The organism is Aquabacter sediminis (genome assembly GCF_028863665.1).
Classification (GTDB): domain Bacteria; phylum Pseudomonadota; class Alphaproteobacteria; order Rhizobiales; family Xanthobacteraceae; genus L1I39.
The window spans coordinates 302,867-323,685 of record NZ_JARBFX010000005.1; the positions used below are offsets into that span (position 1 = coordinate 302,867).

The 20,819-nt window shown below is 65.5% G+C and carries 19 protein-coding genes; 6 read left to right on the forward strand and 13 right to left on the reverse strand.

From position 1 onward, the window contains the following. Nucleotides 1-62: 62 nt before the first annotated feature. The 6 genes from PV781_RS12415 to PV781_RS12440 form a co-directional block, all read right to left on the reverse strand. Complete coding sequence (locus PV781_RS12415) at nt 63-770, reverse strand: ABC transporter ATP-binding protein (protein WP_274775936.1); 708 nt, start codon at nt 768-770, stop codon at nt 63-65. Beyond that, nucleotides 757-2,526 (reverse strand): branched-chain amino acid ABC transporter ATP-binding protein/permease, encoded by a 1,770-nt coding sequence (locus tag PV781_RS12420; protein ID WP_274775937.1) that lies wholly within the window; start codon nt 2,524-2,526, stop codon nt 757-759. Before PV781_RS12420 ends, PV781_RS12415 begins: the two co-directional genes overlap by 14 nt. Further along, entirely contained in the window at nt 2,526-3,482 is a 957-nt protein-coding gene (locus PV781_RS12425) for a branched-chain amino acid ABC transporter permease (RefSeq protein WP_274775938.1), read from the reverse strand. Before PV781_RS12425 ends, PV781_RS12420 begins: the two co-directional genes overlap by 1 nt. A gap of 122 nt (nt 3,483-3,604) precedes the next feature. Next, complete coding sequence (locus PV781_RS12430) at nt 3,605-5,020, reverse strand: MmgE/PrpD family protein (protein ID WP_274775939.1); 1,416 nt, start codon at nt 5,018-5,020, stop codon at nt 3,605-3,607. A gap of 125 nt (nt 5,021-5,145) precedes the next feature. Beyond that, complete coding sequence (locus PV781_RS12435; RefSeq protein ID WP_342455448.1) at nt 5,146-6,099, reverse strand: NAD(P)-dependent oxidoreductase; 954 nt, start codon at nt 6,097-6,099, stop codon at nt 5,146-5,148. A 90-nt stretch (nt 6,100-6,189) separates the two neighbouring features. Further along, entirely contained in the window at nt 6,190-7,152 is a 963-nt protein-coding gene (locus PV781_RS12440) for a LysR substrate-binding domain-containing protein (RefSeq protein WP_274775941.1), read from the reverse strand. A 260-nt stretch (nt 7,153-7,412) separates the two neighbouring features. Here PV781_RS12440 and PV781_RS12445 point away from each other — a divergent pair, with 260 nt between their 5' ends. After that, nucleotides 7,413-8,153, forward strand: a complete 741-nt coding sequence (locus PV781_RS12445) for an SDR family oxidoreductase (protein WP_274775942.1) — start codon at nt 7,413-7,415, stop codon at nt 8,151-8,153. 12 nt (nt 8,154-8,165) lie between these two features. Here the strand turns inward: PV781_RS12445 and mntR are convergent, their stop codons facing one another. Then, nucleotides 8,166-8,684, reverse strand: coding sequence for a manganese-binding transcriptional regulator MntR (mntR, locus tag PV781_RS12450; protein WP_274775943.1), 519 nt, complete (start codon nt 8,682-8,684; stop codon nt 8,166-8,168). 240 nt (nt 8,685-8,924) lie between these two features. Here mntR and PV781_RS12455 point away from each other — a divergent pair, with 240 nt between their 5' ends. Then, nucleotides 8,925-10,238 (forward strand): Nramp family divalent metal transporter, encoded by a 1,314-nt coding sequence (locus PV781_RS12455; protein WP_274775944.1) that lies wholly within the window; start codon nt 8,925-8,927, stop codon nt 10,236-10,238. An 84-nt stretch (nt 10,239-10,322) separates the two neighbouring features. On the opposite strand, the gene rhmD is transcribed toward PV781_RS12455, so the two are convergent. The 4 genes from rhmD to PV781_RS12475 all read right to left on the reverse strand — a co-directional run bounded on the left by rhmD (nt 10,323) and on the right by PV781_RS12475 (nt 14,633). Beyond that, on the reverse strand, nt 10,323-11,510 hold the full coding sequence (gene rhmD, locus PV781_RS12460) for an L-rhamnonate dehydratase (protein ID WP_274775945.1): 1,188 nt from the start codon (nt 11,508-11,510) through the stop codon (nt 10,323-10,325). A gap of 65 nt (nt 11,511-11,575) precedes the next feature. Then, nucleotides 11,576-12,886, reverse strand: a complete 1,311-nt coding sequence (locus tag PV781_RS12465; RefSeq protein ID WP_274775946.1) for an MFS transporter — start codon at nt 12,884-12,886, stop codon at nt 11,576-11,578. Between the two features lie 137 nt (nt 12,887-13,023). Beyond that, nucleotides 13,024-13,776, reverse strand: a complete 753-nt coding sequence (locus PV781_RS12470) for an SDR family NAD(P)-dependent oxidoreductase (protein ID WP_274775947.1) — start codon at nt 13,774-13,776, stop codon at nt 13,024-13,026. Between the two features lie 14 nt (nt 13,777-13,790). Then, nucleotides 13,791-14,633 (reverse strand): fumarylacetoacetate hydrolase family protein, encoded by an 843-nt coding sequence (locus PV781_RS12475; RefSeq protein ID WP_274775948.1) that lies wholly within the window; start codon nt 14,631-14,633, stop codon nt 13,791-13,793. 138 nt (nt 14,634-14,771) lie between these two features. On the opposite strand from PV781_RS12475, the gene PV781_RS12480 reads away from it, so the two are divergent. Next, nucleotides 14,772-15,782 carry a LysR family transcriptional regulator gene (locus tag PV781_RS12480; RefSeq protein ID WP_274775949.1) on the forward strand — a complete coding sequence of 337 codons (1,011 nt, stop codon included), beginning with the start codon at nt 14,772-14,774 and terminating at the stop codon, nt 15,780-15,782. A gap of 8 nt (nt 15,783-15,790) precedes the next feature. Here PV781_RS12480 and lldD read toward each other — a convergent pair whose 3' ends face one another. Together lldD and PV781_RS12490 are read right to left on the reverse strand one after the other, a co-directional pair. After that, nucleotides 15,791-16,963, reverse strand: a complete 1,173-nt coding sequence (gene lldD / locus PV781_RS12485; protein WP_274775950.1) for an FMN-dependent L-lactate dehydrogenase LldD — start codon at nt 16,961-16,963, stop codon at nt 15,791-15,793. Further along, nucleotides 16,960-17,715, reverse strand: a complete 756-nt coding sequence (locus tag PV781_RS12490) for an FCD domain-containing protein (RefSeq protein ID WP_274775951.1) — start codon at nt 17,713-17,715, stop codon at nt 16,960-16,962. The genes lldD and PV781_RS12490 overlap by 4 nt, the downstream gene beginning before the upstream one ends. A 520-nt stretch (nt 17,716-18,235) precedes the next feature. Here PV781_RS12490 and PV781_RS12495 point away from each other — a divergent pair. The 3 genes from PV781_RS12495 to PV781_RS12505 all read left to right on the forward strand — a co-directional run bounded on the left by PV781_RS12495 (nt 18,236) and on the right by PV781_RS12505 (nt 20,815). Then, nucleotides 18,236-18,589 carry a hypothetical protein gene (locus PV781_RS12495; RefSeq protein ID WP_274775952.1) on the forward strand — a complete coding sequence of 118 codons (354 nt, stop codon included), beginning with the start codon at nt 18,236-18,238 and terminating at the stop codon, nt 18,587-18,589. A gap of 356 nt (nt 18,590-18,945) precedes the next feature. After that, on the forward strand, nt 18,946-19,662 hold the full coding sequence (locus tag PV781_RS12500) for a TetR/AcrR family transcriptional regulator (RefSeq protein ID WP_274775953.1): 717 nt from the start codon (nt 18,946-18,948) through the stop codon (nt 19,660-19,662). 202 nt (nt 19,663-19,864) lie between these two features. Beyond that, entirely contained in the window at nt 19,865-20,815 is a 951-nt protein-coding gene (locus tag PV781_RS12505; protein ID WP_274775954.1) for a 4-hydroxy-tetrahydrodipicolinate synthase family protein, read from the forward strand. Nucleotides 20,816-20,819 lie beyond the last annotated feature (4 nt).

A 20,819-nucleotide genomic window follows, 5' to 3' on the forward strand; every position in this document is an offset into this window, starting at 1 on the left:
GTTATTCCTCCCTAGATCATGTGTTCCTCGGCCTTGTTCCGGCCGTGTTCGGAGCGTGTTCGCTACATGCCGAGATAGGCCTGGCGCACCCGGTCATCGGCCCGGAGCGTGGCGTTGGAGCCGGACAGCACCACCCGCCCGGCTTCCAACACATAGCCTTGGTCGGCCGACTCCAGTGCCTCCGCAACCCGTTGTTCAACCAATAGAATCGTCAGGTTCGTCTCGCGGCGGATCTCGATCAGCTTGTCGAAGATGAAGTCCGCAATGGCCGGCGCGAGGCCCATGGAGGGCTCGTCCAGCATCAGGAGCTTGGGCGCCGAGGCGATGCCCCGGCCGATGGCCACCATCTGCTGCTCGCCGCCCGAAAGGGTGCCCGCAAACTGCTCTGATCTTTCCTTAAGCACTGGCATCAAAGAGAAAATCAGGTCGAGATTGCGCTTGAAACTGCGTCTTCCGGCCTCGGTGAAGGCCCCCATTTCGAGATTCTCCATCACCGAAAGGGAGGGGAAAACCTGTCGCCCCTCCGGCACATGGGCGATGCCCAGGTGCGGCCGCTCGTGGGGAGGAACCTTGGCAAGGTCCCGCCCCTCGAAGCGGATGGCGCCGGCGCTGGGCGCTACCACTCCCGATATGGTCTTGAAAAGCGTGGACTTTCCCGCCCCGTTCGGGCCGACAATGGCGACGAACTGGTTCGCCTCCACGCGGATCGACACGTCTTTCAGGACCGGAACGACGGAATATCCCGCGCAAATCCCCTCAAGCGTGAGCATGAGTCACCCATTTCTTGCCGAGATAAGCCTCGATGACCGCAGGGTTGCGGGTGACGACCTCGGGCTCGCCATCCACCAGGACGGCGCCGTGGTCCAGCACCAGGAAGTGATCCACCAGGCGCACCATGGCCTGCATGGTGTGCTCGATGATGACGATGGTAACCCCTTCTCGCGCAAGGCGTTGCACCACGGCGACCACCTCGTCCGCCTCGCCATGGCCAAGCCCGGCCAGGGTCTCGTCGAGCAGCAGAAGGCGGGGTTGGCCGGCCAGCGCCCGGGCCAGCTCCATCAGCCGCAGCTCCTTGGTGGTGAGCTCCGCCGCCACCTTGTCGGCCACTGCGGAAAGACCAGCACGGGTCACCGCGTCATCGGCGAAGCGCAGCGCCTCCTCCTCGCTTTTCGCCCGCACATAGGCTCCCACCCGGACGTTCTCCCGCACGGACATGCGCGGGAAGGGGCGCATGACCTGGAATGTCCGGCCGACGCCGGCCTCGCACAATTCGTGCGGCCGGCGGCCCACCATCTCCTTGCCGTCGAACGTCACCGTGCCCGTATCCGGCTTGAGGAAGCCGTTGAGAAGGTTGAACAATGTGGTCTTTCCGGCCCCGTTCGGGCCGATGATGCCGAGGATCATGCCCTCGTGCACATCGAAGCTGACATCCTGCACCGCCTTCAGGCCGCCGAAGGCCTTGGAGAGGCCCCGCACCGACAGCAGCACCTTGCCGCTGCGCTCCCGCCGCTCCCGCGCGGGGGAGGGGGTGAAGGCCACCACATGGTCCGGCAGAACCGGCGCCACTGATGCAGGCGCCACCGAGCGCTTGCGCCACCAGTCGCGCACCTTCCAATAGACCCCCTCGGGTGCCATCAGGATCACCGCCATGATGGCGATGCCGAAGATGACGCCCTGGATGCCGGGCACCCGCGCGCCCAGTTCCGCGTGCAGGATTTCGGACACCGGAATCAGCACCGCGGCGCCGATCAGCGGCCCCCAAACGGTGCCGATGCCACCGAACATGGACACGGTGAGCGCCTGGGCGGACACCAGCATGCCGAACACCGAAGGCGGCGTGACCACAAGCAGGACCACGGCATAGAAGGCGCCCACGGCGCCGGCGATGGCGCCGGACAAGCAGATGGAAAAGAGCTTCCAGCGCAAAGTGTTGATGCCTGCTGCCTCTGCCGCGGCCTCATTCTGCTTGATGGCGAGCAGGGCGACGCCGAACCGGCAGCCCTCCACCCAGCGGGTGATGAGCACGACGATGAGCAGCATGGCGAGGGCGACGAAGGTGTACATGCGCGGATCGGAGAATTGCATGTACGCGAACGGCGTCTCCCTTTTGATCGGGATGGTCAGCTCCTGGTAGCCGAGCCACTCGAAAATATATAGCAACGCCAAAGGGTAAGCCAACATCGCCAGAGCGAAGTAGTGGCCCTTCAGACGGAAGGTGGGGAAGCCGATGAGCAGGCCGGCAATGCCGCCGATGACCGCCGAGATGGGGATGGAGATCCAGGGCGAGATGTCGAAATAGATCTGCCCGAGAACGGTCGCATAGGCGCCGAGCCCGAAGAAGGAGGCGTGGCCGAAGGAGACCAGGCCCGTATAGCCGGAGAGGAGATTCCAGGACAGGCCAAAGCAGGCCCAAACCAGCACCAGCGTGAGGGTGAGCTGGTAGTAGGAATTGGTGACCACCAGGGTCACGGCGGCGTAGATCGCCGCGACGATCAGCAAGGGGGCGAGGGAGCGAAGGGTCTGCATCACGTCCTCTCCACCATGCGGCCGAAAAAGCCCTGCGGACGCAGGAAGATAATGAGCAGGAAGACGACGAAGATCGCCGCGTTCTGGAGCTGCGTGGGCAGGACAAGGGTGGACAGCTGCTGCACCAGGCCGATGGTCATGCCACCCCAGAAAGCGCCCGTGATGGAGCCCATGCCGCCGAGCACCACGCCCGCATACATGACGATCACGTATTCCAGGCCGATGAAGGGATGGAAGGGATAGTTGGTGGCCAGCAGCCCGCCGGCGAGGGCGGTCACGGCGGTGCCAAGGCCGAAGGCGATGCGATAGGAGCGGTCGATGTCGATGCCCATGTAGGTGGCCGCAACGGGATTGTCCGCCGAGGCGCGCAAGGCCTTGCCGAGGCGCGTCCGGGCGATCAGCAGCCAGAGGCCGACCATGGCAACGACCGAGAACAGAGCCGCTATCCCTCGAGACTTGTTGACGAAAATGGAAACGAAGTCGCCCCAGAACGGACCCAGTTCCCAGGCGCTTGAGGACAGCGGCGTGCGGATGGAGGCGAGCACCGAGCCGAAGACGATGAGCCCGCCATTCTGCAGCACCAGCGCGATGCCGAGCGTCAGGATGAGTTGCGCGAAGTGACCTTCGCCTTCCAGTTGCGCGGTGCGCTGGCCCGTGACGCGCGAGATGAGCACCTTGTGGATGAAATAGCCGAACAGGAACAGGAGCGGCGCCGACAACACGATGGCCACATAGGGGCCGATCACACTGCCGAAGATGGTCTGTATTCCAAAGGTCAGGAACAGATAATAGGCAGCGTACATGCCGAGCATCATGAAATCGCCCTGGGCGAAGTTGATGACGCGCATGACGCCGAAGATGAGGCCCAGGCCCACGCACATGAGCCCGTAGATCGCCCCTGCCAGAATGCCGGCGGCCAGCGCCTGGAGGATATTCTCGACCATCTGCGACGTCATGGCTGCATCCTCGCAGCCAGGCGCGCAGTGCCGCGCGGCACCGTCTTCATTGCGTTGGTCCTCCCAGTTTTAAGCCGGGCTTTGTGCCCGTTGGTCAAATCCCTTCCGCTGAGCGAAAAGGCTTACGCATGCAGTGAGTTGGCCGTCGCGGCCGCGCGCACGGCGCTGTCGGATGGTGTTGCGCAGAGGGCCGCGATCCGGCCGGCATCGGCGGAGCGCTCGAGCTCGTCCACGCGCTCTTCGATCTCTTCAGCCCGGCCGGCCCCGATCACCGCGCCGGCCGCCAGGCGAAAGCGCTGGCGGATTTCGCTTTCGGTGGCGGGAATGACGTCGGGGAGGCGCCGGCTGATGGTGGCGCCGCCGGCAAGCTGCACCACCACCTCGGCGCCTTGGGCGGCGGGAAAGCGGGCGGTGAATTCCGCATCGCGCTCCAGGCGGATCAGCGCCGCGAGACGCAGGATTTCAGGTGCGTCCAGGCGGCGATAATTGTCTTCCTCAACCGCCCCCCGCACCAAGGCGGCGGCGACGCCGTACTGGATCGACATCTTGGCCTGGAGCGCCCGCTCATAGGGGCCGGTGAAGTCGCAGCCGGGATACCGGATGGCCGCTTCCGGGAGCAGGACGGTGACCTCGCGTATGGTCTCGCGGCCGTCAATCTGCTGCGCTACCCGCAGGGCGGCTTGGGTTGCGGTCTGGGCGAAATTGCACGCGGGGGCCGGCTTGTTATAGACGGCCAGCACCTCGGCTTGCCCGCGCGGGAAGAGCGTCACGGGCTGGGACAGAGGCGAGCGCCGGAAAGCCATCGCAAGCCCTGCCTCGCCCTCCAGGATATAGTCGGAGCCCATCGCGCCGGCGCGGGCGAGGTCCACAGACAGGATGGCCGCCCGCGCCGCGAAGCCCGGATGGAAATACATGTCGCTGCTGCCTTCATGAGGCCATTGATTGAGCCCGCCCGAGGCATTTGCGCCCAGCGCCAGTGCGGAGGCGCTCTGGCTTTCCGACAGGTCGAGGAGCCGGCTTCCCGCTGCCGCGCCCGCAATGGGGCCAAGGAGGCCCGTGGGACGGAACAGGCGGGCAAGGTCAGCATTGAAGAGCGCCCGCCCCAGCCGACCGCCCACCTCGTAGCCGACTGCGGCTGCGGTCAGGAATGCCGCGCCCGACACCGGTGCGCGCTGGCTAAGCGCCAGGAGCACCGGCCAGATCACCACGCCGTGATGGCCGATGCTGGCGGCATGCATGTCCTCCCGCACCAGCCCATGGCCGGCGGTGGCGTTGGCGAAGGCCGCATCGCCCACGGGGGCCGTGACGGACGTGCCGATGATGGTGGCGCCTTCGCTGGTACGGGGCGCGACGGAAGCGGCCTCGCGGCTCCAGGGTAAATCGGCGGCCTCGAAGGCGCAGGACAGGAAGTCCAGCAGGCATACCTTCAGCTTGTCTCGCGTGGCGGCGGAGAGGTCGTCAAGGCGCGTCGCCCGCGCCTGGAGCGCGAGGGTGCGCGAGATGGAAAGCGGGCGCGCGGCCGCGTCCAGCATCGTCATGGATGCGTCTCCTCGACCTTTTGCTTGTTGGCCCGTCCTGCCGTCGGCGGCGTGGGACGCAGCTTCTTTGTTCGCCTTTGCGATGTCTGGAGCGCGCCCGGGGCTTGGACCCGGACGCGCGAGGATCAGCCGCGGATCTCAACCCCCGCCCATTCCTCGGAGAGGCGGGCGATGCTCGTGAAGTCGGACTCCGCGCCATACTTGGCTTGTGTCAGGGCCAGGATCTGGCGCACCACGGCGCCCATGATCATGGGAATGCCCATGGCTTCGGCCTCGTCCAGGCACAGGCGAACATCCTTGTAGGACAGGCCGGTGGCGAAGCCGAAATCGAAGGTGCCGGGAAGCACAGATCGGGGGAACTTGTCCTGGGTGGCGCTGTTGCGGCCGGACGAGACATTGATGATGTCCAAGAGGATCTTGGGATCGAGCCCGGCCTTCACGCCCATGGCCATGCCCTCGGACGAGATGACCAAGGCGGCCGCCGCCAGCAGGTTGTTGACGAGCTTGGCCGTCTGGGCAAGGCCGGCCTTCTCGCCGGTATAGAAGAGCTTGCCGAAATGCTTGAGGATCGGCTGCGCCGTGGTCTCATAGACCTCGCGCGGGCCGGAGATCATGAGCGCCAGCGTGCCGCCCTTGGCGCCCGCAATGCCGCCGGAGACGGGGGCATCGATCAGCGCGATGTCGCGCTCCGCCAAACCTTTAGAAACGAATTGCGAGGCGCCTGGGCCGGAGGTGGACAGGTCGATGACCGTGCGCACGGCATTGCCGCGGGAGATGCCGCCCTCGCCGATGGTCACGGCCTTGACTATGTCGGGCGTGGGCAGGCTGAGGAGGACCGTCTGGGCCGTCGAGGCCACCTCCAGCGGAGAAGCCGCAAGCCGTGCGCCCCGCGCCACCAGCGGCGCCGTGGCGGCCGCCTGGGTGTCGAAGACGCACAATTCATATCCCGCATCCAGCAGGCGGCCCGCCATCGCGCTGCCCATGCGGCCGAGACCCACGAACCCTACAAGTTCACCTGACATGACGCTTCCCCGGCGCTCTCTTGGCGCTCCCTGGCCGCATGCAGGTCCAATCCCCAAGGGGCATCCTGCTGCGGCTCGTCGATTGTGGGGGAAGGCTAAACCGGAGAATTGGCGAACGTCATTGCCGTTTCCGGCATAACAGATTTCTCACCCCTGATCTTCGCGCTGCAGCGTGGAGGTGGAGACCGGCATGTTGGACGACCAGGCGCCCCGCCGCACCAGTTCCTGCACCTGCCGCCGCACCATGGAGGCGAGCGCCCGCGTGGAGAAGGTGGTGGGGCGCTGGCTGGAGGTGGCGAGGATCAGCTGGCGGGTAATGACCGGATCGACAATGGACCAGCTTTTCATCCGCCCCGCCTCGATCAGATGCCGCGCCGGGCCATAGGACAGCAAGGTATAGCCGATGCCGTTTTCCACCAGGCTCAAGGTCGAGGGCATGGCATCCACCTCAATGATGACGTTGAGGTCGATCTCCGCCTCGCTCAGCAGCGAATCCACCACCAGCCGCAGTCCGTGGGGCCGGGAGGGAATGATCATCGGGATTTCCGGGAGCCGGCTCGCCGGAATGGGCCCGTCGGGAAGGCCGAGCGGATCGTCGATGGCGCCCAGCAAATTGATCTCTTCCTGGAGGAGCGGCTCGGCGCGCAGATTGGAAGTGCGGGGTGCGTTGTAGAGCACGGCCACGTCGATTTTGCCGGTGGCGAGCCATTCCAGCAGATGGCCGGAAAAGCCTTCCACCACGCGGATCGCCACCATGGGAAACTCGGCGCGGAAGGTCTTCACCAGGGGCACGGTGAGCACCGCGCCCACGGAGGGGGGCATGCCCAGGGCAACCGTGCCGCGCGGAGAGGAGCGCAGGGCCGTCACCTCGTCGGTCGCGCGGGTGACGGTGTCCAGCACATTGCCCGCATAGCCGTGCAGCAGCTTGCCCGCCTCGGTCAGCACGATGCCGCGCCCGTTGCGGTAGAAGAGCTCGATGCCCAGTTCCTCCTCCAGCGACTTGATCTGCCGCGACAGGACCGGCTGGGCCACCGAGAGGACGGCGGCCGCACGCGAGAAGGAGCCGAATTCGGCCAGTGTCGTGAAGGCCTTGAGCTGCTTGAAGTCCATCCCTGGTCCGCTTTTCTGTTGCTTGGCTCTATTGCTTGGCCGCCCCTTGTGGCGCGGGCGGCGGCGCCAAATCCGGAATAACAGTTAGCACGCGGGCGAGTGCGGACACAGCGCGCCTCATCTGACAGTGTTCGCGTCCGCAGACGCCCATCTCGTCTCACCGCCAATCAAAGGGCGCACGTCTTCCCAAGGGCCATGCTCGCGGCAGGAGGCGCGTGCCGCCGCACGGCCATCCAAGGCCGGCGTCAGGGAGGACACAAATGCCTGAAGACAAGACGGAAACAGCGCTTCTCACCGGTGCCGCCGGCGGCTTCGGCCGGGCCATCGCCCGCGCCTTGATCGCCTCGGGACGCAAGGTGGTGCTGGTGGATCGCAACAAGGAGGCTCTCGTGGCCTTCGCGGCGGAACTGGGCGCCAATGCCTTGCCCGTGGTCCTCGACATTTCCGACTATCCGGCGGTCGACCGCCTGCTTGACCAGGTGCCCGCAGCCTTCGGCACGGTCGACATCCTCATCAACAATGCCGGCCACGACATTGGCGGGCGCATGCCCTTCGTGGAGGGCTCGGCCGACGACTGGACGGGGATCATCCAGACCAATCTCATCGGCACCATGCGGGTGACGCGCGCGGTACTGCCGCCCATGGTGAAGCGCGATCGCGGCCATGTGGTGAATGTCTCGTCCATCAATGCGGTGCGCCTGGTGCCGGACATGACCGCCTATTCCACCTCCAAGGCGGGCGTGCGCATGTTCACGGAGACCTTGCGGGGCGAACTGACGGAGAGCGCCGTGCGCGTGACCGAGATCCTGCCGGGCCTTGCCCGCACCGGCATCATCCGCACGCGCTACCGGGGGGACGAGGAGAAGGAAAAGGCCTATTTCGACCAGTTCAAGATGGCGCTCGACCCGGAAGACGTGGCCCGCACCATCCTCTTTGCCCTCGACCAGCCGCCTCACGTCCAGATCGCCGAGATCGTGGTTCTGCCGGTGAACCGCTACTGATCGCCTCGGCCCTCACGCTTTGCGGGCATCCAGGAAGCGGCGGAAGGCCTCCAGCGTGGTTTCGGAGACATAGTGCTCCATGCCTTCGGCATCGGTCTCGGCGGCCTCTGCGGGCACGCCGATGGCCACCAGAAGGTCCACCACGAGGCGGTGGCGGGCACGGACCCGCTCCGCCATGGCGGCACCCGCCCCGGTCAGGAAGACGCCGCGATAGGGGCGGGAGGTGACGAGCCCCTCCCGCTTCAAGCGCGCCAGAGCCTTGGTGGCCGTGGGGTGCGTGACGCCCAGGCGACGGGCGATGTCGGTGACACGCGCTTCCCCATGCTCGGCGATGAGGTCGCCAATGAGCTCCGTATAGTCTTCGAGGATTTCCGCCGAGCGGGCCGTGCGGGCGCGGTCGAACCGGCAGGTGTCGTCGGTGCGGTTGTCGTCGGTGCGGTTGTCGTCCGCCCGGCTTTTCTCCGGCGCCCCTTCCGGCAGCGTGCTCTTCTGCGGCTCGCCCGTGACCGGCAATTTCGCGGTTCGCGCCACTCCGTTTCCTCTCCGGGCCGTCCGAGCCGGGAGGCCCAGGACGGAATGAAATTTGCGCACACTATGAAGCCGTGGCTACGGATTGCAATCCGTGCCGTACGTGGTCGCTTTTGAAAGCCTGCTAGCCCCTTACACGTCGTGCCCATCGCCCCTTGGCCTTTCGTCGCAGCAGGAAGGCTCTTGCAATAGATGTAGCCGAGGCTACATTTATTGGTGCCAGCAACAAGACGCCTCCATGCCATGAGCGACAGCCTGTCTTCCGCCGCGCCCCGATCGGTCAGCGATCGCACCCGCCTCGCCATCGAGGAGGTGCTCTCCGGTCGCCGGCGAGGACCGCTCTCAGCCTTGCTGTTCGTCGGCCCCGCGGTGATCGCCTCCATCGCCTATATGGACCCCGGCAACTTCGCCACCAACATCCAGGCGGGCGCCGGCTATGGCTATACCCTGCTCTGGGTGGTGGTGATGGCCAATCTGGTGGCCATGCTGTTCCAGTCCCTTTCGGCCAAGCTCGGTATCGTGACCGGCCGCAACCTGGCGGAGCTGTGCCGTGCCTCCTTCTCCAAGCCGGTCGTGCTGGCCATGTGGGTGGTCAGCGAAGTCGCGGCCATGGCCACCGACCTCGCCGAGTTCCTGGGTGGCGCGGTCGGCTTGTCGCTGCTGTTCGGCTTGCCGCTCCTGGTGGGCATGGGCATCACGGCTGTCGTCACCTACGGCATCCTCCTGATCGAGGGGCGCGGATTTCGGCCCTTGGAACTGGTGATTGGCGGGCTCGTGGCGCTGATCGGCCTGTGCTACCTGGTGGAGATCCTGATCGCGCCGGTGGACTGGGGGCAGGTTGCACTGGGCGCCGTGACACCGCAGATTCCCGACGCCGCCGCCCTCACCATCGCCGTCGGCATCATTGGCGCCACGGTCATGCCCCATGCGCTTTTCCTGCATTCGGGCCTGACCCAAAGCCGCTCGCGGCCGCGCGACATCGGCCAAAAGCGGCTTTTGGTGCGCTTCTCCAATCGCGAGGTGGTGGTGGCGCTCTCCGTGGCGGGCCTCGTCAACATGGCCATGGTCATCATGGCCGCAAGCGCCTTTCATCTGGGCCATAGCGACGTGGCGGAGATCGAGACCGCCTATCACACATTGACCCCCTTGCTGGGCGCCGCCTCCGCCGGGGTGTTCCTGGTCTCGCTGATCGCCTCGGGCATCTCCAGCTCCGTGGTGGGCACCATGGCCGGGCAGATGATCATGCAGGGCTTCATCGGCATCCGCATTCCCCTGCTGGTGCGCCGCCTCGTCACCATGGTGCCCGCCTTCGTGGTGGTGGCCATGGGCGTGAACGCGACCCACGCGCTGGTGCTGAGCCAGGTGGTGCTTTCCATCGCCTTGCCGGTGCCGATGATCGCCTTGGTGCTGTTCACCGCCCGGCGCGACCTGATGGGCGAGTTCGCCAATTCCCGCCTCGTCAACGTGCTCGCCATCGGAGGCAGCATCGTCGTGCTCAGCTTGAACGGCGTGCTGCTGGCGCAGGCCTTCGGCGTGCCCATTCCAGGGCTCGGATAAAAAAGAAGGCCGGTGCGCGAGGGCACCGGCCAGCGGGAGGAAGCGGACGAGGAGAGGGCGCGCGGTGTCCTCCCCTCCAAGCGTTCAGTTCGACGGAAAAGGCCGGTGGAGCTGCACCTCGGGATTGAGGGAGACGCCGAAGCCCGGCTTGTCCAGGGCGGAGGCCTTCAGGCGGCCGTTCACGGGCACCGGCTCGTCCAGCAGTAGCGGGTGGAAGGCGGGGCGCACCTCGTCCGCATTGGGCGCGCTCATGATGATTTCCGTGAACGGGCTGTTATGGCGCGTGATCACGAAATGATAGCTGTAGGGGCCCGAGCCATGGGGCACCATGAGCTTGCCATGGGCGTCCGCGAGCGCCGAGATCTTGATCAGCTCGGTGATGCCGCCGCACCAGTTCACGTCGGGCTGGATGATGTCGCAGCAATTCATCTCCAGCAGCATGCGGAAGCCCCAGCGGGTGGCCTCATGCTCGCCGGTGGTCACCAGCATGCCGGTGGGCGCCTGGCGCTTCAGTTCGGCATAGCCCCAATAGTCGTCGGGGGAGAGGCACTCTTCGATCCATTTCAGGCCGAATTCCTGCGCCTTGTGGGCGAGGCGGATCGAATAGTTGAGATCGAGCGCCATCCAGCAATCATACATCAGCCAGAAGTCGTCGCCGACCTTGCTGCGCATGTCCGCCAGAAGCTCGATATTCTTCTTCAGGCCCTCGTCGCCCTCGGCCGGGCCGTGGAGCAAGGGCAGCTTGCCGCCGATGAAGCCCATCTTCTTGGCCAGATCCGGCCGCGCGCCGGTGGCATAGAAGGACAGCTCGTCCCGCACCGGGCCGCCCAGCATGGCATGCACGGGTTCGCCGCGGATCTTGCCGAGCAGGTCCCACAAGGCGATGTCGACGCCGGAAATGGTGTTCACCACCACCCCCTTGCGGCCATAGAACTGGGTGCCGAAATACATCTGGTCCCAGATCTTCTCTATTTCGGTCACCTGTCGCCCGATCAGGAAGCGGGAGAGGTGCTTCTCCACGATGAAGGCGCCGATCTCGCCCGCCGTGGTCACGCCGACGCCCACTGTGCCGTCGGAGGCTTCCACTTCCACCACCAGCGTGCCCAGCACGTTGATGCCGAACGAGCGGCGGCTCTGCCGGTATTCCTCATAGCGCGCCATGGGGGTGGCGATGTGGTCGTCGATCCAGTGATAGCCCTGGGTGTCGTGATAGTCGGCGCCGCCGCCGCGCACGGTGTAGGCGCGGACCGCCTTGATGGTCGGCATGGCCATGGTCTTGTCTCCTTATCGCCCCGCGCACCGCGCGGGGCGTCTGGTTTTCCAAAAGCGGGCAGGGTTCAGGCGCGCTTGGCCTTGGACGAAACGGGCATGGAGGTGGCCCGGCCGATGGCCAGGATGAGAACCGCACCCAGCAAGGTGGTGCCGGCCAGCAGGTAAAGACCAGCAGCCTGCGAGGCGAAGGCGGCCTCCGCCCAGGTCTTCACATTGGGCGCCACGAAGCCGCCCAGCGCGCCCAGCGAGTTGATGAGGGCGATGCCTCCCGCTGCGGCCACGCCGCCGAGATAATCGGTGGGGAAGGTCCAGAAGATCGGCTGCACGGCGATGAAGCCCGCCGCCGCAAAGCACAGGGCGATCAGCGCCAAAGCCGGGGAGGTGGTGGCCACCGAGGCGGCAATGCCAAGGCCGGAGACGGCAAGGATGCCCGCCGCATAGCCGCGACGGTTGCCGGAGGCATCCGACATGCGCGGCAGCACATAGGCGGCAACGAGCGCACAGACCCACGGAATGGCCGAGACGAAGCCCACCTGCAGGCCCACCTTGGTGCCGAGCAGGTTCGCCACCTGCGTCGGCAGGTAGAAGACGACGCCATAGACGCTCATCTGGATGAGGAAATAGATGAGCGCGAAGTGCAGCACCTTCATGTTGCGCATCGCCGCCAGCAGATGGGCGGGACCATGGGCGGTCTTGTGGCTCTCTTCGGCGGCAATGGCGCGTCCGAGCTCATCCTTCTGCGCCTGCGTGAGCCACTTGGCGTCGGCCGGCTTGTTGTCCAGGTAGAAATAGGCCCACACGCCGACGACCACCGCCAGCAGGCCCTCCACCATGAACATCCACTGCCAGCCATGCAGGCCGCCGAGGCCATGCCAGTCCAGGAGCAGGCCGGAGAGCGGCGAGCCGAAGATGAAGGCGAGCGGGGCGCCGAAATAGAACAGGCCCATGGCGCGGCCGCGCGCGAAGGAGGGGAACCAATAGGTCAGGTAAAGGATGACGCCCGGGAAGAAGCCCGCTTCGGCGGCGCCCAGCAGGACGCGCAGCACGTAGAAGGTGAATTCATTGTGCGCGAACATCATGGCGGCGGAGATCAGGCCCCAGGTGACCATGATGCGCGCCATCCAGATCTTGGCGCCAACGCGATGCATGATGATGTTCGAGGGCACCTCGAACAGGGCATAGCTCAGGAAGAAGATGGAGGCGCCGAGCGCGAAGGCGGCGTCGGAAATTCCAGTATCCGCCTGGAACGCCTTCTTGGCGAAGCCCACATTGGCCCGGTCCAGGAAGGCGAGCACATACATGAGCAGCAGGAACGGCAGGAGCCGCTTGGTGACCTTGGAAATCGTCGCCTGAAGCGACGGGGACGGGGCAGGCATCAGCCTCTCCATGTGGAACGTTGCCTCCGACCGTCTCGGGGTCATTCCCGGACGATTCTGTTCTTGGCGCGCCCGGTCTTGCCGGGCGCGCGGGAGACGGCGGCCTCATGCCGCCAGGATCTGTAGGAGATGAGCGGTCAGTAGACCGCCCGGCCGCCGGAAATGTCGAACACCGCGCCGGTGGAAAAGGCGCATTCGGCCGAGGAGAGCCAGGCGATGAGGGCTGCTGCCTCGTCCACTTCCAGGAAGCGGCCCATGGGGATCTTCGACAGCATGAAGTCGATATGCTCCTGCTTCATCTGGTTGAAGATCTCGGTGCGCGCGGCGGCGGGGGTGATGCAGTTCACCAGAATGTTCGCCTGCGCCAGTTCCTTGCCCAGAGACTTGGTAAGGCCGATGAGGCCCGCCTTGGACGCGGAATAATGGGAGGCGTTGGGATTGCCTTCCTTGCCGGCGATAGAGGCGACATTGACGATGCGCCCCCAGCCATTGGCGATGAGGTGCGGCACCACCACCTTGCAGGTGATGAAGGGGCCGACGAGGTTCACGTCGATCACGCGACGCCACACATCGGTCTCCAGCTCCCAGAGCTTGGCATTGCCGCCGGTGATGCCGGCGTTGTTGACGAGGATGTCGATCTTGCCATGGCTGGCGAGGACGCCCTGCGTGGCGGCGACGACGGAAGCTTCGTCGGTGAGTTCCACGGTCTGGGTGCTCACCGTTCCGAGCTTGGAGAGCTCGGCGGCCGCATCCGCGAGGCGGGCGGCGTCGATGTCCCACAGGCTCACCTGCGCGCCCGAGGCGAGCATGCGCTGGGCGGTGGCATAGCCGATGCCGCGGGCGCCGCCAGTGATGATGGCGACGCGGCCCTGAAGGTCGATCTTGGTCATGATTTCCTGCTCCCTCAGGCCTGGACGGTCGTCTGGCGTTGCTCGCCCAAGCCGGCAATGCCGAGCCGCATGGTCTGGCCGGCCTTCAGATAGACGGGCGGCTTCTGGCCGAGGCCGACGCCGGGCGGCGTGCCGGTGGAGATGATGTCGCCGGGCTGGAGGCTCATGAACTGGCTGATATAGCTCACCACATGGGCGACGCCGAAGATCATGGTGCGGGTGGAGCCGTCCTGGTAGCGGTGGCCGTCCACTTCCAGCCACATGTGCAGGTCCTGCGGGTCCTTCACCTCGTCGGCGGTGACCAGCCAGGGGCCGATGGGCGCGAAGGTGTCGCAGCTCTTGCCCTTGGTCCACTGGCCGCCGCGCTCGATCTGGTAAGCGCGCTCGGAGACGTCGTTGATCACGCAATAGCCGGCCACATGGGCGAGGGCGTCCGCCTCGCTCACATACTTGGCGATCTTGCCGATGACGATGCCCAGTTCCACTTCCCAATCGGTCTTCTGCGAGCCGCGAGGGATCTCCACATCGTCATTGGGGCCGACGATGGAGCTGGTGGCCTTCATGAAGAGCACCGGCTCTTCGGGCACCGGCAGGCCGCTCTCGGCGGCATGGTCGGAATAGTTGAGCCCGACACAGATGAGCTTGCCCACCTGTCCCACGCAGGCGCCGAGGCGCGGCGTGCCCTCCACCAGGGGCAAGGTGGCGGTGTCCACGGCCTTGAGGCGCTCCAGGCTTTCGGGGAGCAGCGCGGCACCGGCGATGTCCGGCACGAGGGCGGAGAGGTCGCGCAGGCGGCCGTCGGTGTCCATGAGACCAGGGCGCTCCTGCCCCGCCGCGCCATAGCGAACGAGCTTCATTCTAGTCCTCCCATGCGGTTGGCCGTTGCTTCGGTCACGGCCGGACCGGTTCGAGCCATTTCGCGCGGGACGCTAGCCGACTGATCGATAACGCGATAATGAGAAGTTCTGTTCGATCCATTCCATCTGGTTATCGCGATGCGCGACCTCGGCCCGCCCGCCCTTCTCTCGCGCCTGCGCTTCAAGCAGCTGCGTCTCGTGGATGTGCTGGGGCGCACGGGCAATTTGCGCCGCGCGGCGGCCGAGCTGAACATGACCCAGCCGGCCGCCACCAAGATCCTTCAGGACCTGGAGGAGATGCTGGGCGTGCGCCTGTTCGAACGCACGCCGCGCGCCATGCTGGCCACGGAGATCGGCGCCCATGTGGTGGACTATGCCCGCCGCGCGCTCACCGACGGGGAGCGCTTCGCCAGTGGCCTCGCCAATCTGAAGCGCGGCGGCTATGGCGCGCTGGCGCTCGGGGCGATCATGGCCACCGCCTCGGACCTCCTGCCGCGTGCCATCGCCGAGCTGAAGCGCCAGCGCCCGCTCATGACCATCCAGGTGCTGGCCACCACATCGGACCAGCTGATCGCCGCCCTCGATCGCGGCGAACTGGACCTCGTCATCGGCCGCATCCCCTCGGTGCGGGATCGGGCGAAGTTCGACTTCGAGCCCTTGTCAAAGGAGGAGTTGTGGGCGTTCGCGGCCACCTCGCACCCGCTGGCCGGGCGCGCGCATCTGGACCTGGCCGACATGGGCGACATGCCCTGGGTGCTCCAGCCGGCGCCGAGCCCCATGCGTCTCCTCATCGACACCGCCTTCGCGGCGGCCGGCCTGCGGACGCTGGACAATCTGGTGGAGACCTCCTCCATCTTCGCCACCCTCAATCTGGTGCGGCACGCGGGCATGATTTCCATGCTGCCGAAGACGATCGTGGCGCAGGAGGTGGCGAGTGGCGGCTTCGTGCGGCTGCCGCTGGAGGTGGAGGGGCGCCTGGACCCCTATGGCATCGTCACGCCGAAGGGCGTGGCGATGACGCCGAACGCCAGCGAATTCCTGACCATTCTCAAGGCGCTGGTGGCGCAGGATGCGGGCGAGGCGGCGGCGCGCCCGCGCCCCGCCCGAAAGGCCCGCGCAGGCCGGCTGCCGAAGGGCGCGCCGGCCTGAAGGTGGAATCAGGCCGCCGTGGCGATCTGGGCGAGCGGCGTCTCCACGTCCCGCACCAGGCTCTCGCGGGAGATGCCGGCCAGCGTCTTCGCGCCGGTGAGGGTCATGGCCACCCGCATCTCCTTGGCGATGAGGTCGAGGACATTCCCCACGCCCTGGCCGCCCGCCGCGGCGAGCGCATAGACGAAGGCCCGGCCCAGCAGCACGCCGTCCGCCCCCTGGGCCACCATGCGCACCACGTCGAGGCCGTTGCGGATGCCGGAATCCGCCAGTAGCGTGAGCTTGCCCTTCACCTTGTCCGCGATGGCGGGCATCGCCCGGGCCGAGGAGAGCACGCCGTCGAGCTGCCGGCCGCCATGGTTGGAGACCACGATGCCATCGGCGCCGAAACGCACTGCGTCTTCCGCGTCTTCCGGGTCCAGGATGCCCTTGATCACCATGGGTCCCTTCCAGAATTCGCGGATCCATTCCAGATCGCGCCAGCCGATGGCGGGGTCGAAATTCGCCCCCAGCCAGCCCACATAATCTTCCAGCGTGGTCTTGTGCCCGCGATAGGCCGAGACATTGCCAAGGTCATGCGGTCGGCCCATCAGCCCCACATCGAACGCCCAAGCCGGGTGGGTGATGGCCTGCAAGATCCGGCGAATGCCGGCATTGGGGCCGGACATGCCGGAATGGGCATCGCGATAGCGCGCGCCGGGCACCGGCATGTCCACGGTGAAGACCAGTGTGCGGATGCCCGCCGCCCAGGCCCGCTCCAGTGCATTCTTCATGAAGCCCCGGTCTTTCAGGACATAGAGCTGGAACCACATGGGCCGCGCCAGCTGGCTCTGCACCTCCTCGATGGGGCACACGGAGACCGTGGACAAGGTGAATTGCACGCCCCGGCTGAAGGCTGCTTTTGCCGCCTGCACCTCGCCCCTGCGGGCGAACATGCCGGTGAGCCCGACGGGGGCCAAAGCCAGGGGCATGGACAGGTGTTCGCCGAACAGGTTGGCCGAAAGGTCAACCTCGCCCACGCTCTTTAGCACCCGCTGGCGCAGGGCCAGCAGGGACAGGTCCGAGACGTTGCGCCCCAGCGTATATTCCGCATAGGCGCCGCCATCGATGTAGTGGAACAGGAAGGGCGGCAGGCGGCGGCGGGCGGCTTCGCGATAATCCGCGGAGGAGGAGATGATCACGGCGTGACGTCTTTCTTTGGGCGGGTATGGGATAAGGCGCGGGAAGATCGGTGCCGCCGGGCCGCATCCTCCTCGATCTGGCGAAGGGTCTGTTCGACGAAGTCGAGATGCTGTCGCGCCGCGTCGCGTGCATCTTCGGCACGCCCGTAGCGGATGGCCGTGGCTATGGCACGATGCTGGTCGTCGAGCGCCTGCGCGGTGCGGGGAATGAGATAAAGCCTCTCCAGGCTCTGCGAGATGCTCTGGCGGAGCAGGTCGAACAGGCCGGCCATCACTTGCCGCAGCACCGCATTGTGGGACGCTTCGGCGATGGCCATGTGAAATTGCGCGTCCGCGCGCGCCTGCGTGGCGGCATCGGCTTCGACCGAGGCGCAGACGTGGTGCAGGGTCCACTCCATGCGCTTCAGGTCCTCCTCCCCGGCGCGCAAGGCGGCATGGTAGGCCGTGTCGGGCTCCAGCGACTTGCGGATTTCCATGACGTCGCGCCAAAAGCCGAGCTCGCCTTCAGGCATCTGGATCAGCGGGGCGAGCGCGTGGGCCACGGGATGGGCCTGTTCGGGAGGGGCCACGAAGCTGCCGCCGCCCCGGCGGGTGACAAGACGGCCCTGGCTGGCCAGGTGCCGGAGCGCTTCGCGCAAGGTTGGGCGGGACACCTTGAGTTCCGCCGCGAGCGCACGCTCGCCCGGCAGCCGGGCTCCCGGCTTCAAGCCCCGCTCTGCAATCAAGCGTTCAATCGCGTGCGTCAGATCCACCACAACGGCCCCCTTCTCGGTGGCTCGTAGTGGTCATACCACCTATCATAGATTTTGCAACACGACCGAAAATCGAAACAAAAAAATGACGATCTACTCAATTTGGTCAGACCAGTTCGGCCACCGTGCTGCGCCCTTTCGGCGAGCGGGGGGCAGGTCACTCGCCGCGGGGCTGCAAAGGTCGCGAAGCTGCGACCGACATTTGGCGCCCCTGTGCCTGGGGCGATCGCGGGCGGTCGGATCATGCCTCAGCTTGCGTGCGGATCTTGATGCTTCATGTCTTGTGAGTGATCGGCGATGGCGCGCATGAGCGTGCACCGGTGTTCCCATTTGCTTGTCTAAAGGGCGCCGCTGGAGAAATCGGGATTCATCCTTCCATGGATGCGATCCCGGTTCTCCACTCACCTTACGCACATTTAATGATGTCGCAGCGTGTTCGTGACAGAGGATTGTGGCGAATACGCTTTGGTTCAGGTGAGAAGATGGCCACCCGGCGCATCCCTTTTGGATGGGCCGGGTGATGTCAGTATTTTATATCGAGGGCAAGGATATGCCGGACCGCACCGATTTGAACACGGGGGTGGAGCTCTTGGGGGTCCAGGCGCTCATTGCAAAGCTTGGGTCCGACAGGTCGGCCATGCAAGCTTTCGTCGGGCGCGTGAACAGTGCCGCCGCACTGGCGGCCTTCGCTGAAGAAAACAAGATTGTGTTGACCGCAGAGGAAGCGGAAGAGGCCTTTTCGGCGATGCAGTCTGCTGCCAGCGGCCAGCAGGCTGTGGACGACGCGCAGCTGACAGACGTGACTGGCGGGGCTTTGGCAATCAAGTCATTTTGGTCGCAGTACAATCGCATGAACAATCAGAACGGTGGCTGAGGGCTTAGCTTTACGTGACGCGGAACGTGGGCAATCCGGGCGGTCTCCCTGTTCGGCGCCTGTCGGGTAATTGAGCAGCCCTGCTGCTGATGGGTTTGCGGGATGACGCGGGTCCCGCAAGCTCGAACCCGCCGAAGCCGTTGAAGGCATGCAGGCTGGATCGCGCGTCCTTGGTCTCTGCAATTTTGCGTTGCTTCGTCGCGAGATGTCCTGCTGCGGCAAGGTGCTTGAATTGTCGCTGGTGTGGCGGCTATAGCATTCTCGCGGGAGCCTTGGTGAGGCCTCCCCTTCACCCTCATGTCCATCTGGCGTGGAAACGGCGTGCCGGTCTGCTGCCACAGGGGAGGCCGTGCCACGTGGCCAAGGCAAGTCGAAGTCGGAGCCAGGCACAGCCATCGGACGCGCAGCGGCAAGACGATCCTAGGGAACGCATCCTCTCCGCCGCCCAGCGGGTGTTTCTTGACCAGGGCTTTGAGCTTGCCACGGTGCGGGACATCACGCTTCGCGCCGAAGTGAATGTTTCTGCCATCAATTACTATTTCGGCTCGAAGGACGAATTGCTGGGCGCGGTCCTTGACCGCATCATGCAGCCCTATACCGAGGCCCGCGTCAGTGCGCTCGAGGGCGCGGAGCGAGAGGCGGGGCCCGACGGGCCGTCACTGCCCCAGATTGTGGAGGCTCTGATCCGCCCCATGGTGGAACTCAGCCGCGATGCCACCGGTGCACGCCCACTCACCAGGCTCATCCAACAGATCCGGGCGCGGCCGAATGAGGGAACGTCGCGCTTTTTCACGCAGCGTGTGGACCCTTCCGTTTTCCAGTTCATCAATGCATTGCAACGCGCTGTGCCTCATCTTGGGCGGGCCGACATTTTCTGGCGCTACAACTTTGCCATTGGCGCCGTGATGCAGGTTCTGATCGATTCCGATCCCGCCACTTTCCGCCTGAAGCGGCTTTCGGGCGACCTGTGCGATACCAGTGATGAGGACGAGATCATCGCCCAGTTGGTGGCGTTCGTCTCGGCCGGCTTTCTCGCCCCGTCCGCTGTCAAGGTCGCGCGCGGGGCTGGCTGAAATCTTTTGAAACTCAACTCGTTGTCTGCTTGGCACGCGGCTTCGCCTCGCCAGATGCGCCCGTGTGTCGACTCTGGAAATGGTTACGCTTTAGGCAGTTTGGCGCCCTCTTTTTGGGCTTCGTGCCTCAGGAATGCCGTTGACTGCTGAGCCGATTAAATTACGTTTCAAACAGTGATTGAATTTCGCAAGGAAGCCGCGGATGTCCACCTCCACCGCTAGGAAGATCACCGGTTCGTTCGTCGCCCTCGTCACGCCGTTCGACCGCGCCGGGCGTGTGGACTTTGGAGCCTTCCGTGAATTGCTGGCGTTCCATGAAGCAAATGGCACGGGCGCCGTCCTGATCATGGGATCGACGGGCGAAGTCTCCATGCTCTCCGCGGACGAGCGGCGGGAGATTATCGTGGAAACGGCCAAAATGAAGACGGAAAAGATGCCGATCTTCTTTGGTTGCACCGGCAACAACACCGAGACCACGATTGAGAACGTGCGCTTTGCCCGGGCCAATGGCGCTGATGGCGCGATCCTGGCGGCGCCGGCCTATATCTGCGCCCCGGAGGCGGATATTGAGCGCTTCTTTCTTGAGGTGGCGGATGCGAGCGACCTGCCGCTCGGCATTTACAACAATCCGCCCCGGGTGAAGAGCGATCTGCACTGGGATCATCTTCTGCGCATCTTCAAGCATCCCAACTACGTGGTGCATAAGGAATCCACCACCCGCGTGGGCCAGGTGGCCCAGATCCTGGCGGCGCGGCCGGATGTTTCCGTCATGTGCTGCGATAGCCCCAATCTCGGTCTCGTTGTGCCCACCATGAGCCTGGGTGGACATGGCACGGCGAACATGAGCGGCAATATCGCGCCCGCCGAAGTGGCCTATATGTCCCGTCCCTGGGCGAGCTATGACGAGGCCGAGGGCTTCAAGCAGAGCTACCTGAAACTCTTGCCTCTTCTTCATTACAACTATTCGGCCATCAATCCGGTGGCGGTGAAGTCGCTGATGAAGGCGGTGGGTCTGCCGGTGGGCGAACTGCGCCGGCCGCTCACGGGGCTTGAGGGCGAGGCGCTGGCGCGGGGCGTGCGCATCGTCCAGGAGCTTGGCCTCGACAAGGTCTATGGCTGGAAGATCGCCCCGATCTCCGCCGTTGCGGCCTGAGCCA

Coding starts and splice junctions, on each gene's coding strand:
- PV781_RS12445 (WP_274775942.1), top strand. CDS start 7,413: ATGCCTGAAGACAAGACGGAAACAGCGCTTCTCACCGGTGCCGCCGGC.
- PV781_RS12440 (WP_274775941.1), bottom strand. CDS start 7,152: ATGGACTTCAAGCAGCTCAAGGCCTTCACGACACTGGCCGAATTCGGC.
- PV781_RS12495 (WP_274775952.1), top strand. CDS start 18,236: ATGTCAGTATTTTATATCGAGGGCAAGGATATGCCGGACCGCACCGAT.
- PV781_RS12430 (WP_274775939.1), bottom strand. CDS start 5,020: ATGACGATGCTGGACGCGGCCGCGCGCCCGCTTTCCATCTCGCGCACC.
- PV781_RS12505 (WP_274775954.1), top strand. CDS start 19,865: ATGTCCACCTCCACCGCTAGGAAGATCACCGGTTCGTTCGTCGCCCTC.
- PV781_RS12480 (WP_274775949.1), top strand. CDS start 14,772: ATGCGCGACCTCGGCCCGCCCGCCCTTCTCTCGCGCCTGCGCTTCAAG.
- PV781_RS12420 (WP_274775937.1), bottom strand. CDS start 2,526: ATGCAGACCCTTCGCTCCCTCGCCCCCTTGCTGATCGTCGCGGCGATC.
- PV781_RS12465 (WP_274775946.1), bottom strand. CDS start 12,886: ATGCCTGCCCCGTCCCCGTCGCTTCAGGCGACGATTTCCAAGGTCACC.
- PV781_RS12475 (WP_274775948.1), bottom strand. CDS start 14,633: ATGAAGCTCGTTCGCTATGGCGCGGCGGGGCAGGAGCGCCCTGGTCTC.
- PV781_RS12455 (WP_274775944.1), top strand. CDS start 8,925: ATGAGCGACAGCCTGTCTTCCGCCGCGCCCCGATCGGTCAGCGATCGC.
- PV781_RS12470 (WP_274775947.1), bottom strand. CDS start 13,776: ATGACCAAGATCGACCTTCAGGGCCGCGTCGCCATCATCACTGGCGGC.
- rhmD (WP_274775945.1), bottom strand. CDS start 11,510: ATGGCCATGCCGACCATCAAGGCGGTCCGCGCCTACACCGTGCGCGGC.
- PV781_RS12415 (WP_274775936.1), bottom strand. CDS start 770: ATGCTCACGCTTGAGGGGATTTGCGCGGGATATTCCGTCGTTCCGGTC.
- PV781_RS12425 (WP_274775938.1), bottom strand. CDS start 3,482: ATGACGTCGCAGATGGTCGAGAATATCCTCCAGGCGCTGGCCGCCGGC.